This window comes from Gryllotalpicola daejeonensis, from assembly GCF_039538145.1.
Taxonomy (GTDB): Bacteria; Actinomycetota; Actinomycetes; order Actinomycetales; family Microbacteriaceae; genus Gryllotalpicola; species Gryllotalpicola daejeonensis.
The window spans coordinates 560136-573430 of record NZ_BAABBV010000002.1 but is presented as its reverse complement, the minus strand read 5'-3'; the positions used below and the strand labels follow the sequence as shown (position 1 = coordinate 573430).

The 13295-nt window shown below is 70.3% G+C and carries 13 protein-coding genes; 12 read left to right on the top strand and 1 reads right to left on the bottom strand.

Features of this window, described 5'->3' with window-relative positions; all coding sequences use genetic code 11:
* Positions 1-179: 179 nt before the first annotated feature.
* The 11 genes from ABD736_RS15560 (at position 180) to ABD736_RS15510 (ending at position 11381) form a co-directional block, all read left to right on the top strand.
* A complete protein-coding gene (locus ABD736_RS15560; RefSeq protein WP_344792788.1) occupies positions 180-1079 on the top strand; it encodes a patatin-like phospholipase family protein in 900 nt (299 codons plus the stop codon).
* 52 nt (positions 1080-1131) lie between these two features.
* Positions 1132-2661 carry a cytochrome b gene (locus tag ABD736_RS15555; protein WP_344792786.1) on the top strand — a complete coding sequence of 510 codons (1530 nt, stop codon included), beginning with the start codon at positions 1132-1134 and terminating at the stop codon, positions 2659-2661.
* Between the two features lie 8 nt (positions 2662-2669).
* Positions 2670-3623, top strand: coding sequence for an alpha/beta hydrolase (locus tag ABD736_RS15550; RefSeq protein WP_344792785.1), 954 nt, complete (start codon positions 2670-2672; stop codon positions 3621-3623).
* A gap of 2 nt (positions 3624-3625) precedes the next feature.
* The gene (locus ABD736_RS15545) at positions 3626-4378 is read left to right on the top strand and encodes an alpha/beta fold hydrolase (protein WP_344792784.1); all 753 of its coding nucleotides are present in this window, start codon (positions 3626-3628) and stop codon (positions 4376-4378) included.
* Positions 4379-4449: 71 nt separating this feature from the next.
* Positions 4450-5355: an RNA polymerase sigma-70 factor gene (locus ABD736_RS15540; protein ID WP_344792783.1), complete on the top strand. Its 906-nt coding sequence runs from the start codon at positions 4450-4452 to the stop codon at positions 5353-5355.
* On the top strand, positions 5352-5777 hold the full coding sequence (locus ABD736_RS15535; protein WP_344792782.1) for a sigma-70 family RNA polymerase sigma factor family protein: 426 nt from the start codon (positions 5352-5354) through the stop codon (positions 5775-5777). Before ABD736_RS15540 ends, ABD736_RS15535 begins: the two co-directional genes overlap by 4 nt.
* Before the next feature lie 48 nt (positions 5778-5825).
* Positions 5826-6593 carry an SDR family oxidoreductase gene (locus ABD736_RS15530; RefSeq protein ID WP_344792781.1) on the top strand — a complete coding sequence of 256 codons (768 nt, stop codon included), beginning with the start codon at positions 5826-5828 and terminating at the stop codon, positions 6591-6593.
* Between the two features lie 10 nt (positions 6594-6603).
* A complete protein-coding gene (locus ABD736_RS15525) occupies positions 6604-7938 on the top strand; it encodes an NAD(P)/FAD-dependent oxidoreductase (protein WP_344792780.1) in 1335 nt (444 codons plus the stop codon).
* Between the two features lie 451 nt (positions 7939-8389).
* Entirely contained in the window at positions 8390-10546 is a 2157-nt protein-coding gene (locus ABD736_RS15520; RefSeq protein WP_344792779.1) for a glycoside hydrolase family 43 protein, read from the top strand.
* A 74-nt stretch (positions 10547-10620) separates the two neighbouring features.
* The gene (locus tag ABD736_RS15515; protein WP_344792778.1) at positions 10621-11040 is read left to right on the top strand and encodes a VOC family protein; all 420 of its coding nucleotides are present in this window, start codon (positions 10621-10623) and stop codon (positions 11038-11040) included.
* A complete protein-coding gene (locus ABD736_RS15510) occupies positions 11037-11381 on the top strand; it encodes a winged helix-turn-helix transcriptional regulator (RefSeq protein ID WP_344792777.1) in 345 nt (114 codons plus the stop codon). The genes ABD736_RS15515 and ABD736_RS15510 overlap by 4 nt, the downstream gene beginning before the upstream one ends.
* 67 nt (positions 11382-11448) lie before the next feature.
* Here ABD736_RS15510 and ABD736_RS15505 read toward each other — a convergent pair whose 3' ends face one another.
* Complete coding sequence (locus ABD736_RS15505) at positions 11449-12297, bottom strand: DeoR/GlpR family DNA-binding transcription regulator (RefSeq protein ID WP_425555034.1); 849 nt, start codon at positions 12295-12297, stop codon at positions 11449-11451.
* Here ABD736_RS15505 and ABD736_RS15500 point away from each other — a divergent pair.
* Complete coding sequence (locus ABD736_RS15500; protein WP_344792776.1) at positions 12272-13267, top strand: hypothetical protein; 996 nt, start codon at positions 12272-12274, stop codon at positions 13265-13267. The genes ABD736_RS15505 and ABD736_RS15500 overlap by 26 nt on opposite strands.
* The last annotated feature ends 28 nt before the right edge of the window (positions 13268-13295 follow it).

Sequence of the window (13295 nt, the reverse complement as noted above, 5' to 3'; positions counted from 1 at the left end):
ATTGCGGACGACGTGATGTGCCGCCGCGGCGCGGTATCGTCGACTCGATCGCGACTCGTCGTCAGGAGGTGAGACCCATGAACGCAGTATCCGCAATGGGTGCTCCCTCGCCGCACACGATCACGCACTGACGACACCGTCATCGGGAGCATCCGCCTCGCATCGCGAAAGGCACTCCCATGAACACGAACTCGTCGCACACACCCACTGAGCACGCGCTCGTCCTCGGCGGCGGAGGTGCCGCGGGCAACGCCTGGCTCATCGGCGTCCTCGCCGGGCTCGCCGACGGCGGCGTCGACGTCACCGACGCCGACCTGATCGTCGGCACCTCGGCCGGCGCGACCGCCGCCGCGCAGATCACCGGCGCACCCATCGCCGAGCTCTACGCGGCGACCCAGGCGCCGGTTCCGCAACACGCGCGGCCCGCGGGCCGCCCCGGCGGCTTCGACCAGAACGCCCACCTCGACCGCATGCGCGCCGTCATCGCGTCGGCGGGCGATGCGGCCGACATGCGCCGCAAGATCGGCGCGGTCGCGCTCGAAGCGGATGCCGCGGGCGACGGCACCTGGTCGCAGAAGTGGCGCACGACCGTCGCCGCCCGGCTTCCGAGCCAGGACTGGCCCGACCGGCGCCTGCTCATCACGGCCGTCGACCCGGTCACCGGCGAGGGCATCGCGCTCGATCGCGACAGTGGCGTGAGCCTGGCGGATGCCGTCGCCGCGAGCACCTCGAACGGGTTCAGCACCCCGGCCTACCGCGTCGGCGACCGAGCCTTCATCGACGGCGGCTACCGGCGCAACGAGAACGCCGACCTCGCGGCGGGCTGCGCCACGGTGCTGGTGCTCTCGCCGCTCGGCGGCCGCACGATGCATCCGCTCGAGTGGGGCATGCAGCTTTCGGCGCAGGTCGACGAGCTGCGGGCCGGAGGGAGCGCCGTCGAGACGGTGCTGCCTGACGAGGCATCCCTCGCCGCGTTCGGCGGCAACATGATGAATCTCGCGACCCGCCCTGCGGCGGCCCGCGCGGGCTTCGCGCAGGGCGCGGCGCTCGCCGCGCGCCTCACCGCCTTCTGGGGCTGAGCGTCACAAACGGGCCTCCTGATCAGTCGTAGCTGATGAGTCAGGAGGCCCCATGTCGCACTCGATCACCGACCGCATCTCCGCCCGATTTGCCGAGACGCGGGCAGGGCGCCGCGCGACGGCCTTCAGCGCGGGCCTGCGCCGACGCCGCGTCCAGCCGCACTGGACGGACATCTTCGGCATCACCACCGTCGCCAGCCTCGCGGTGCTCTTCCTCACCGGCATCCTGCTGATGTTCGTGTACGTGCCGTCGAGCGACCAGGTCGTCTACGACGGCCCGTGGCTGCCCCTGGTCGGCCAGCACGTGTCGAAGGCGTATGCCTCGACGATGCGCATCTCGCTCGAGGTGCGTGGCGGGCTGCTGCTGCGGCAGGCGCATCACTGGGCGGCGCTGCTGCTGCCGGCATCCGTCATCATGCAACTGCTCACCGCGTTCTTCACCGGCGCCTTCCGCCGCCCGCGCCGCGCGAGCTGGGTGCTGCTCTACCTGCTGTTCCTCGCCGTGCTCGCCGGCGGCTGGAGCGGCTACGCACTGCCCGACGACCTGCTGGCGGGCACCGGGTTGCGCATCGCGCAGGGCGTCGCGCTGTCGATCCCGTTCGTCGGCACGCAACTGGCGAACCTGCTGTTCGGCGGCGGGTTTCCGGGCCAGATCATCGAGCACCTCTACCCGCTGCACGTGGCTCTCGTACCGCTCGCGCTCGTGGTGCTCGTGGCGCTGCTCGCGCGTGCCGGGCTCCGGCGACCCGCGCCGCGCTTCGCGCGACCGGGGCGCTCGAACGACGACGTGCCGGTCTGGCCCACCGCCGCGGTGCGCGCGAGCGGCCTGTTCTCTGTCGTGATCGGCGTAATCGCCGCGATGGGTGCGCTGGTCACGATCGCGCCGATCTGGGTATTTGGGCCGTCATCACCGGGGGATGCCTCAGCCGGCAGCCAGCCCGACTGGTACACCGGCTTCCTCGACGGCGCGCTTCGCCTTATTCCGCCGGGGTGGGAGTTCGAGTGGCTCGGCCGCACCTGGTCACCCGCGCTGCTCGTGCCGCTCGCGGCGACCGGTGTCTTCCTGCTCGCGGGGCTCGTGTATCCCTTCATCGCCGAGCGGCTCACCGGCGACCGCGCCCCGCACCACTTGCGCGAGCGGCCCCGCAACAACGCGGTGCGCACCGGCGTCGGCGCCGCGGCGATCACCTTCTATGCGGCTCTCTGGGGCGCGGGCAGCGCCGACATCATGGCGACCCACTTCATGCTCTCGATCGAGGGGGTGGTGCATTTCTTTCAGACGCTCGTGCTGCTCGGTCCGGTCGCGGCTTTCGAATTGACCCGGCGCGTCTGCCTCGGGCTGCAGCGCAAAGACCGCGAGATCCTCGTGCACGGCTTCGAGACGGGGCGCATCGTGCGGATGCCCGGCGGCCGGTTCGTCGAGGTGCATCAGGAGGTGCCGGTGTACGAGCGCTGGCGCTACGCGGGGGCCGACTCGGCTGAGGCATCCGTCGCCCCTGCTGTCACATCCGCGCCCGACGCGCGGTCATCGCTTGCACAACGGCCGGCGACCGCCGACCGCGACCCCCAGTCACAGAAGTGAGTAGTGAGATGACCAAGCCGATTCTGGAAGGCGTGGCGCAAGACCTCGCCGACGCCACCGCCAACCCGCCGTACCTCTACCAGTTGGGCGCCGAGGGTGCCCGCAAGGTGCTCGACGACCTGCAGTCGCAGCCCATCGCCAAGCCCGACGTCGCCGACGAGTGGGTCACGGTTCCCGCCGAGGTCGGCGACGTGCGCGTGCGCATTGTGAAGCCGGTCGACGCCGCGCCGGCGCTGCCGGCCGTGCTCTACATGCACGGTGGCGGCTGGGTGATCGGCAACGCGCTCACCCACGACCGTCTCGTGCGTGAGCTGGCGGTCGGCGCGAACGCCGCGGTCGTGTTCGTCGAGTACGACCGCTCGCCTGAGGCGCACTACCCGGTCGCGATCGAGCAGGGCTATGCCACCGCCAAGTGGATCGGTGAGCACGGCGCCGAGCACGGCATCGACCCCAGCCGCCTCGCGGTCGCGGGCGACTCGGTCGGCGGCAACATGACGATCGCGCTGTCGCTGCTGGCGAAGCAGCGCGGCGACGTGCACTTCCTGCACCAGTCGATGTACTACCCCGTGACGGATGCCGCGCAGGACACCGAGAGCTACCGCGACTTCGCCGACGGGCCGTTCCTCACGGCCAAGGGCATGGCGTGGTTCTGGGATTCCTATCTTCCCGAGGTCGAACGCCGCGGCGAGATCACCGCATCACCGCTGCGCGCATCGCTCGAGCAGCTCGCGGGGCTGCCCGAGACGTTCCTCATCGTCGACGAGAACGACGTGCTGCGGGACGAGGGCGTCGCCCTCGGCCGGAAGCTGACCCAGGCCGGCGTGCGCGTCACGAGCGTCGGATACAACGGCATCTTCCACGACTTCATGATGCTGAACCCGCTGCGCGCGAGCGCCGCGACGACCGCCGCGGTCGAGCAGGCCGGGCACGTGCTGCGCAAGGCGCTGTGGACGGAGGCGTGACCGTGGCTGACACGCATCCTCTCGCTCTGCTCGTGCACGGGGCGTTCGCCGAGTCCGCGAGCTGGAACGGCGTGATCGCCGAGTTGAACGCGCGCGGCATCGACGCAGTCGCCGTCGCGAACCCGCTGCGCAGCCTGTCGGGCGACGCGGCGTACGTGCGCGACGTGGTCGTCTCGGCCGGGCGCCCGGTGGTGTTGGTCGGGCACTCCTACGGCGGCCTCGTGATCTCGCAGGCCGCCGCAGGTCTCGAGAACGTCGTCGCGCTCGTCTACGTCAACGCCTTCGTGCCCGAACACGGGCAGAACGCGTTCGACCTGTCGACCGAGTTCCCGGGCAGCACGCTGCCGGACACGCTCGAGCCACGCGAGCTCGCCGACGGCACCGTCGAGTTGTCGATCGCGCTGCCGAAGTTCCGGGCGCAGTTCGCGGCCGATGTCCCCGTCGAGCAGGCAGCGCTGATGGCGCGCACGCAGCGGCCGGTGACGCAGGCGGCACTGACCGAACCGGTGGCCGCCGAGGTGCCGGCGTGGAAGACGATTCCGAGCTGGTGCGTGTTCGGCAATGCCGACCTCAACATTCCGGTCGAGGAGCATCGGGCGGGTGCGCGTCGGGCCGGCGCTCGAGGCATCCGTGAGATCGCGGGCGCATCGCACGCGATCTCGGTGTCGCAACCTGCGGCAGTCGCCGAGGTGATCGCCGAGGCGATCGCTGCCGTCGAGGCCGCTCGGGAAGCGACCGGCGCCGCGCACGCGTGACGGAAACCCGATGTGTGACGGATTTTTCTGGGAATCTGTCACACATCGGGGACCTGCCTGGTCGAAGCAGAGTGACCGAGACCATGGAGGCGCAGGTGGCTGAGCTCGTGAGTGACGACGCAATGCAGTCGGCGAGTGAGATTTTCCAGCAGGTGCGCAGGCGGCTGTTCGGCATCGCCTACCGGATGCTGGGCAGTGTCGCCGATGCTGAGGACATCCTGCAGGAGACCTGGATCAGGTGGCAGCGCACCGACCGCGCCGAGGTCGACGAGCCCGCCGCGTTCCTGGCGACGATCACGACGCGGCTCGCGATCAACTCGCTGCAGTCGGCGCACTCGCGGCGCGAGACCTACATCGGGCCCTGGCTGCCCGAACCGGTGAACACCGAAGAGGACCCGTCGCTAGGCGCCGAGAAGGCCGAGGCGCTGTCGTTCGCGATGCTGCTGCTGCTCGAGAAGCTCACGCCCACCGAGCGGGCGGCCTACGTTCTGCGCGAGGCGTTCGACTACCCCTACGAGCACATCGCCGAGATCGTGGGCAGCTCGCCAGCGGCCGCGCGCCAGCTCGTGAGCCGCGCCCGCAAGCACATCGCGTCGGAGCGGCACGTCGAGGCGCCCGCGCCCGCGCAGCGCCGCCTGCTCGAGACGTTCCTCGACGCCGCCCGGCGAGGCGCCACCGCCGAGCTCGAGGCGCTGTTCGCGGAAGACATCGTGAGCTACACCGACGGCAACGGCGTGAAGCTGGCGGCGCGGATTCCGGTGGCAGGCGTCGCGCGCGTGGCGAAGTTCATCGCCGCGTTCTCGAGCCACTTCTGGACGGGGAAGCAGATCGGCTGGGTCGAGCTGAACGGGCAGCCGGCGCTCACGCTCAGCGAGAACGGCGTCGTCACGACCACGCTGACCATTGCGGCCTCTGAAGACGGGATCTCGCGACTCCTCTGGGTCATGAGCCCCGACAAGCTGCAGCACGTGGCATGAGGGCGGCCCATGATCACGGCGCACTGATCTTGGAGTTGGCCGACCACCTGCGGTCGGCGAACCACCCCGGTGTGGCGAGTCTGCTGCACTCCGACGTCGTTCTGACCGTAGACAGCGGTGAAGGCGCGCGCGCCGTCGCTTCGCGCGCGCAGGGGCGGTGCGCGTGCGCCGGCGAGCTCGTGCGCATCGCGCTCGGGGCAGCCGAGCCCGCAGCCGACCCCGCGGTGTCTGTGGTCGTCACCGTCGAGGAGCTCAACGGCGCGCCGGGCCTCGTGATTCGAGCCCGAGGGGCGGTCGTCGGCGTCATCGTCGCCGCGGCGCGCGACGGTCTCATCGGCGAGCTGTGGGCCGTGCTCAACCCCGAGAAGTTCGGGGGAGTGGCCGGCATGTCACAACCAGGCGGGCCATTCGGTCACTACTAGCGAGCGCTCCGCACCCGGCGGTAGCGCCGCGAAGCGAGAGGCACAGCTATGAAGATCGTCGTCGTCGGGGGAACCGGACTCATCGGTGGCCGCCTGGTCGAGAACCTGCGCGAGGCGGGCCACGAGGTGATCGCCGCGTCGCCGAGCAACGGCATCAACAGCGTCACGGGCGAGGGTCTCGCCGAGGCGTTCGCCGGGGCGGACATCGTCTACGACATCCCCAACTCGCCCTCATGGGCCGACGCCGATGTGCTCGAGTTCTTCCAGAAGTCGACCGGGAACATCGTCGCCGAGGCGAAGAAGGCGGGCGTGAAGCACCACATCGTGCTGTCGATCGTGGGCGTCGATCGGACGCCTGACATCGGCTACATGCGCGCGAAGGTCGCGCAGGAGGAACTCGCGAAGAGCGGCGGCGTGCCGTTCACGATCGTGCGTGCGACCCAGTTCTTCGAATTCATCCCGGCTCTCGTCGCCGGCGGCACCGAGGACGGCGTCGCGACGCTGTCACCCGTGCTCATGCAGCCGATCGCTGCCGCCGACGTCTCGGCGGCGCTCGCCAAGGTCGCGAACCGTGAGCCGAAGAACGACACGGTCGAGTTGGCCGGGCCCGAGGCCATCCGCCTCTCCGAGCTCGGCGGCCGGCTGCTGCGCTCGCGCGGCGACGACACCCCGGTGGTCGCTGATGAGGCCGCCGGCTACTACGGCGGCAAGGTCGACGACACCTCGCTCACGCCGGGCCATGACCCCGCCATCACCGAGCACTTCTCGGGCAGCCTCACGTTCGACGAATGGCTCGCCGCGCAGTTCTGGGAGTGAGCGCACGAACATGACACGCATCGTCATCGTCGGCGGCGGCTACACGGGCTTCTACACCGCGTGGGGTCTCGAGAAGAAGCTGCGGCCGGGTCAGGCCGAGGTCGTCGTGATCGACCCGCGCCCGTACATGACCTATCAGCCGTTCCTTCCCGAGGTCGCGGCGGGGTCGATCGAGGCACGGCATGCGGCGGTGTCGCAGCGCCGTCACCTGACAAGGACGCGCATCGTGACGGCATCCGTCACCCGCATCGATCACGCGTCGAAAGCGGTGACCGTCGCGCCGCGCGACGGGCAGCCGTACGAGCTGGGCTACGACCAGATCGTGGTGACGGCGGGCGCGGTCACCCGCACGTTCCCGATTCCCGGGCTTGAGCAGGTGGCGATCGGCCTGAAGCACGTGGAGGAGGCGGCCGCGATCCGCGACAAGATCCTCACCGCGTTCGACCGCGCCGCGACGCTTGCGCCGGGACCCGAGCGCGCGAAGCTGCTCACGGTCGCCGTCATCGGCGGCGGCTTCTCGGGTGTCGAGCTGTTCGGCGAACTGCTGTCGCTCGCGCGGGCACTGCTGAAGCGGTACCCCGAGATCTCGGCGAGCGAGGTCTCGTTCCACCTGGTCGACGCGATGGATCGGATTCTTCCGGAGGTCTCGCGCGCGTCAGGCGAGTGGGTCGTGCGCCATCTCGAGAAGCGCGGTGCCCGGGTGCATCTGTCGACTCAGCTGGTGTCGGCCGAGGGCGGTCACCTGGTGCTCTCGACCGGCGAGGCGATCGACGCGCACACCATCGTCTGGACGGCCGGCAACGGCGCGACCCGCGTCGTCGCGAAGAACACCGACCTGCCGACGAACGCGCGCGGCTCGATCGTCGTGCGCGCCGACCTGCGTGTCGGCACACGAGATCAGGTGGTCGAGGATGCCTGGGCGGCCGGTGACGACGCCGCGGTGCCAGACCTCGCCTCGCCGGTTCCCGGTGCGCTCACCGTGCCGAACGCGCAGCACGCGGTGCGCCAGGGACGCCTGCTCGCCCGCAACATCGCGGCGGCGCTGAACGGGCGGCCGGTGAAGGAGTATCGGCACGCGAGCCTCGGGGTGGTGGCGACGCTGGGCATCGGCCTCGGCCTGTTCGAGTACAAGAAGCTCGTCATCACGGGCGTCCTCAGCTGGATCATGCACCGCGGCTACCACGTGCTGGTCGTGCCGTCGTGGGAGCGCAAGGTGCGCGTGCTCGCGGTGTGGATCACGGCGTTCCTGTTCGGGCGCGACATCGTCTCGCTCGAAGACGTGGCGCACCCGCGGCGGGCGTTCGTCGAGGACGGTTTCGAGCCGGTCGGCGGCGCGCGGCGCTGACCGCCGGCGAGAAGCGGATAAGGCCAGGGCCGTTCGGCACTGGCCTTATTCCGTGCGCACGCCATGGCGCCCAGCGCCCAGCGCCAGTACTCAGTGCTCTGCGTGCTCTGCGCGCGCGAGCCGGGCACATTCACCGCCACGCAAATCGGGCAACTTGGACAAATCTGGACAACTTGGCCAATCTGCCCGGCGGTGAACGCCATGACCCGCGCGGCGGCGGCGGGAGGGACCAGCCGCGCTCTGCTTGGCGCCTGCCCGGATGCTCGCACCCGGACCGCCTGAAACCCGGTGTTCCCGCTCTGATCTCGCGACTCGGCCGCTGCGCGGGTCACGTCAGTTCTGACCAGGCACGCCGCATGGGTGTGACACCCCTGGTGCCGCCCCCGAACGAGGGCCAAGCTAAGAGAGCGGGCTCCGACAGAGGGGCCGGAGCCGCAGGGGAGGCTCCACCGTGTTCCGACGCACCACCGCACTGGTTGCCGCTGCCGTCGCGGCATCCGCTCTCGTCATCGGATCGCCCGCCATCGCGAGCGCGCAGACGCACGCGAGCCCGGCGGACAGCGTGCAGCGCGCGCACCCGGCGACCTACACGAACCCCATCTCGCAGGACTTCGCCGACACCTTCGCCGACCCGACGATCGTGCGCGGCAACGACGGCTTCTGGTACGCCTATGCGACCGCCGACCCGCTGAAGTCGGGCGGCCAGCGTGAGCTGATACCGACGGCGAAGTCATCCGATCTCATCAACTGGTCGTTCGTCGGCGACGCGCTCACGCAGGCAACGAGACCCGCTTACATCTCGCCCGAGAGCACGTACTTCGCGCCCGACGTGCGCTTCATCAACGGGCAGTACGTCATGTACTACGTCGCCACCGACACCACTACGAGCCCCGGCACCGACGACAGCGCGATCGGCGTCGCCACGGCACCGAGCCCCACCGGCCCGTGGACCCAGGCCGACGCCCCCGTGATCGCCCCGCGACCGGCGCCCGGCGGCGGCTACCTCGCGACGATCGACCCCGCCGAGCTCACCGCGAGCGACGGCACGCGCTACCTCTATTACGGCAGCTACTTCGGCGGGCTGTGGGTCACGCAGCTGAGCGCCGACGGGCTGCACGCGGTCGGCGTCCCGACCCAGGTGGCGATCGACAACAAGTGCGAGGGCAGCTTCGTCGTGCACCACGGCGGCTACTACTACCTCTTCGCGTCGTCGTCGAACTGCTGCGCGGGGCCGACGACGGGCTACGCGGTGTCGGTCGGCCGCGCGACCAGCCCGCTCGGCCCATTCACCGATGCGAACGGCATCTCGCTGCTGACCTCGAAGGTCGGCGGCACCCCGGTCGTCACCCAGAACGGCAACCGCTGGGTAGGGCCGGGCCACAACGGCGTCGTCACCGACCTGTCTGGGCAGGACTACCTCGTCTACCACGCGATCGACCACAACGTGCCGTACCTCGACGCAGTCGGCGGGGTGAACCGGCGCCCGATGCTCATCGATCGTCTCGACTGGATCGGCGGCTGGCCCGTCGTGCGCGCCGGCGCCGGCCCGTCTGACACGCCGCAGCTCGCGCCCGTCACCTCGCGCGGCGTGCGCGCGGGCGGCCGCGTGACCGGCGACGTGCGCGTCGAGGCCGACGTGCGTGCGGGCGCGGGCGGGTCTGCCGCGGTCGTCGTGGGCGACGTCAGGGCGATAATCGATGCGGATGCCGGCAAGCTCATCGTCGCCGACCGGAACGGTCACCCGGCCGTCGCCTCGCTGCCCGCCGACCTCGACTGGTCGACCTGGCACAACCTGGCGGTCGAGGTGCGGCACGGTGCCGTGTCGGTCGCGCTCACCGAGGCGCGCGAGAGCGGCCCGATCGTCTCGGTGCAGTTGGCGGTGCCGCCGGGGGATGCCCGGGGAGTCGTGCGCACCCGGGTGACCGGCGACGCCGAGACCGCGAACTTCAGCGCCAACCGTCTGTTCACACCCGTGACGAAGGCGGTGCCCACCCCCGAGGTCGGCCAGCTGCAGGCATCCGATGAATTCAATGGCTCTTCTTTGAGCCCGGCATGGACCTGGGTGCGGCCCGACGCGTCGGTGACCGTGTCTGGCGGGTCGCTCAACTGGCCGGTTCCCGACGGGGATCTCGCGGGGGCCGGGAACCACGTTGGGGTGCTGCTGCGCGATGCGCCGGCCGGCGACTACACGGTCGAGACGAAGCTGACGCTGCCGCTCGGCGAGAACACGGTGCGCAACTACCAGCAGGCGGGGCTCGTGGCGTATCTGAACGACGACTACGCGTCGCTGCACTCGGTGGCGATCTGGAACACGCGGCAGGTCGAGTACGCGCGCGAGCTGTCGTATCAGGGGCAGCTGCAGTTCGGGGGAGTGACGGTGGGAACGACCGCCGACACCGTCTGGCTGCGGCTGATCAAGCGGACGAATCCGTCGACGGGCGAACTGACGTTCCGGGGTGCGAGCAGCGTCGACGGGGTGCACTGGACCCTCGGCGGCACGTGGACGTTCCCGCAGGGCTCGCAGCCGCGCATCGGGCTCGTGGCGCTCGGTGGGTCGTCGCCGGCGGTGACGGCGCAGTTCGACTACTTCCGGGTGTTCGCGCCGTAGGCGCTTGGGCGTGGTTTTGGGGTGATTTTGCGGGGCCTCTTGACGCCGCACTTGTTTTTTGCAAGTGTTCGCGCATGAGCCTCTTCATCACCTGCCCGGTCGACAGCGTCGAGCGCGCGACCGCCTTCTACACGGCTCTCGGCTGGACTCTGAACGCCGAGATGTCCGATCACAACGTGTCGTGCTTCGCGATCGCGCCCGAGCAGTACGTCATGCTCGGCACCCGCGAGGCGTATGCCAGCGTCGGCGGCACCGAGGACCTGATCGGCGGCCCCGACACGCCCTCGAAGGTCACGGTCTCGTTCGACTTGCCGAGTCGCGAGGCGGTCGACGAGCTGGTCGAGCGGGCGCGCGTGGCCGGTGGGCGCATCGGCGACACCGACGACTACCCGTTCATGTACCAGCGCCAGTTCGACGACCCGGACGGCTACCACTACTCGCCGTTCTGGATGAAGCCGGAGGTTCCGGCCGACGCAGCCGCCGCGACCGCGTGAGCGGCGGCGACGGCGCGAGTGACGGGGCCGGTGTCGACCAGGGGAGTGACGACGCCCGCGCGAGCGGTCTCGGCGCAGCCCTCGAGGTCGTCGGCGCACGATGGGCGCTGCTTATCGCGGAGCGGCTGCTCGACGGGCCGCAGCGCTACGGCGATCTGCAGCGCGAGCTCGGGGTGCCGACGAACGTCCTCGCGACCCGTCTGCGTGAGCTCGAGGCCGCCGGAGTCCTGCGCCGCCTGCCCCTCAAACACAACACCCGCGCTTACGCGCTGACCGATCGCGGGCTCGCCCTAAGCGAGGCGATTGAGGCGCTCGCGCGGTGGGGCGATGGGGAAGGCTAGCCGACTGAGGCGCAGCGCCCGGGCCGTTGGCTGTCGTGGTGTGCCGTCAGCCCTTCAGCATCCGTCATCATGCCTTCGCTGCGCGCTTTCGCTGCGCGTGCACCAGCCTGGCTCCGGCGGCGACCAGCTCACGCGCCGTGGGATCGCTCGTCGCCACGTCGGTGACGATGCCGGCGACCTCGGCGAACGGCAGCACGCCGTAGCGCGACGCGGCCCCGATCTTCTCTTCACTGGCCAGTACGAAAGTCTCGGCGGCCCGCGAGGCGAGCGTGCGCTTCATCGCTGCTTCGTCGGCGTCGCCGGTGGTCAACCCCGTCGTGGCGTGCACGCCGGTCACCCCGAGGAAGAAGAGGTCGGCGCTGATCCGGTTCGCCGCCTCGACAGCGGCGGCCCCGCACGCCACCGCCGAGTGCTTGAATAGCTGCCCGCCGATGAGGAGCACCTCGGCCTCATGGTTGAGAAGGGCTGCCGCGACCGTCGGGCTGTGCGTGATGATCGTGCCCTGGAACGTTCGCGGAATGGCGTCGACCATCGCGAGGGTGGTCGTGCCGCCGTCGAGGATGACGGTCGCGCCGGGCTTGATGAGCGCCGCGGCGGTGGCCGCGACGCGCCGCTTGCTCTCGGGGGCCACGGCCGTGCGGGCGGCGTAGTCCGCGACCGCGGGTGACGCCGGCAGCGCGCCGCCATAGACCCGCACGGCGAGACCGGCCTCGTCGAGTTCGCGCAGGTCGCGTCGGATGCTGTCCTCGGACAGGCCCAGTTCGTCCGCGATCTCTTTCGCGACGATGCGGCCGTCGTGGCGCAGACGCTGCAGCAGAAGCTCTTTGCGTGAGGCGGGCAGCATCACATTCCTTCCCGTTGTTGCACGTTTCTGCAGTAGCGTATCGCCCATGACGAAGCCCTTGCTGATCCTCATCGCGGGTCCCTATGCCTCCGGAACCAATGGCGACCCCGAGCTGATGGCGCAGAACCTCAGGCGCCTCGAAGAAGCCGCCTGGCCGATCTTCCGCGCCGGCCACGTGCCGATGATCGGCGAATGGGTGGCGCTGCCCGTGCTCTCGAGCGCCGGTGCGTCGGGCCCTACCGACCCGCTCGCGGCCGAGGTCATGTACCCCACCGCGGAGCGGCTGCTGCAGCACTGCGACGCGGTGCTACGACTTACCGGCGAATCGCGTGGGGCAGACCAAGACGTCGCGATCGCACGCAGTCGAGGCATTCCGGTCTACTACTCAATCGATGAGATACCGGATGCCTCAGCCGAGGCGCCCGTGCCAGAAGACGAGCCCGCTCTCGAGTCGGGCGGAAGCTTCCTGCCCGAGCCCCCGCTGACGCCTGCGGCGCAGGCGCTGTATGACGAAGACCTCGCCGACGACGGCTTCGTCTGGAACCTGAGCCGGCTCTGGGCGTACCAACCCGAGACGCAGCAGAAGCTCTTCGATCTCATGGGCGACGCAATCGCGTCGAGCGGGCTGAGCAAGCGGCAGCGGGGAATCCTCGTCACTGCGGCGGCCTCGACGCTCGGCGACTCGTATTGCTCCCTCGCGTGGGGCGGCAAGCTGGCGAAGTTCGCCGACGACCCGGCGATCCCAGCGGCCGTGCTCACCGGGACGGACGCGGGGCTGACCGAGCAAGAGGCCGCGATGGCCGCCTGGGCGCGGCTCGTCGCCCGCGACCCGAACTCCACGACGCCCGCCGACGTCGAGCGGCTGCGGGCCGCGGGCTTCGACGACGCGCAGATCTTCGCGATCACGGCGTTCGTCGCGTTGCGCATCGCGTTCTCGACGGTCAACGACGCGCTGGGCGCGAGGCCCGACGGGCAGTTCGTGGCGACGTTGCCGACCGAGGTGCGCGAGGCGGTCGACTATGGGCGGCAGCCGTTGGGCTGATTGCGGGGAGCTTGCACATTTCGTCGGC

What these genes read in the sequence shown, in the direction of transcription:
- ABD736_RS15560 (WP_344792788.1), top strand. Translation starts at nt 180, where the DNA reads ATGAACACGAACTCGTCGCACACACCCACTGAGCACGCGCTCGTCCTC.
- ABD736_RS15555 (WP_344792786.1), top strand. Translation starts at nt 1,132, where the DNA reads ATGTCGCACTCGATCACCGACCGCATCTCCGCCCGATTTGCCGAGACG.
- ABD736_RS15550 (WP_344792785.1), top strand. Translation starts at nt 2,670, where the DNA reads ATGACCAAGCCGATTCTGGAAGGCGTGGCGCAAGACCTCGCCGACGCC.
- ABD736_RS15535 (WP_344792782.1), top strand. Translation starts at nt 5,352, where the DNA reads ATGAGGGCGGCCCATGATCACGGCGCACTGATCTTGGAGTTGGCCGAC.
- ABD736_RS15530 (WP_344792781.1), top strand. Translation starts at nt 5,826, where the DNA reads ATGAAGATCGTCGTCGTCGGGGGAACCGGACTCATCGGTGGCCGCCTG.
- ABD736_RS15525 (WP_344792780.1), top strand. Translation starts at nt 6,604, where the DNA reads ATGACACGCATCGTCATCGTCGGCGGCGGCTACACGGGCTTCTACACC.
- ABD736_RS15515 (WP_344792778.1), top strand. Translation starts at nt 10,621, where the DNA reads ATGAGCCTCTTCATCACCTGCCCGGTCGACAGCGTCGAGCGCGCGACC.
- ABD736_RS15500 (WP_344792776.1), top strand. Translation starts at nt 12,272, where the DNA reads ATGACGAAGCCCTTGCTGATCCTCATCGCGGGTCCCTATGCCTCCGGA.
- ABD736_RS15505 (WP_425555034.1), bottom strand. Translation starts at nt 12,297, where the DNA reads ATGAGGATCAGCAAGGGCTTCGTCATGGGCGATACGCTACTGCAGAAA.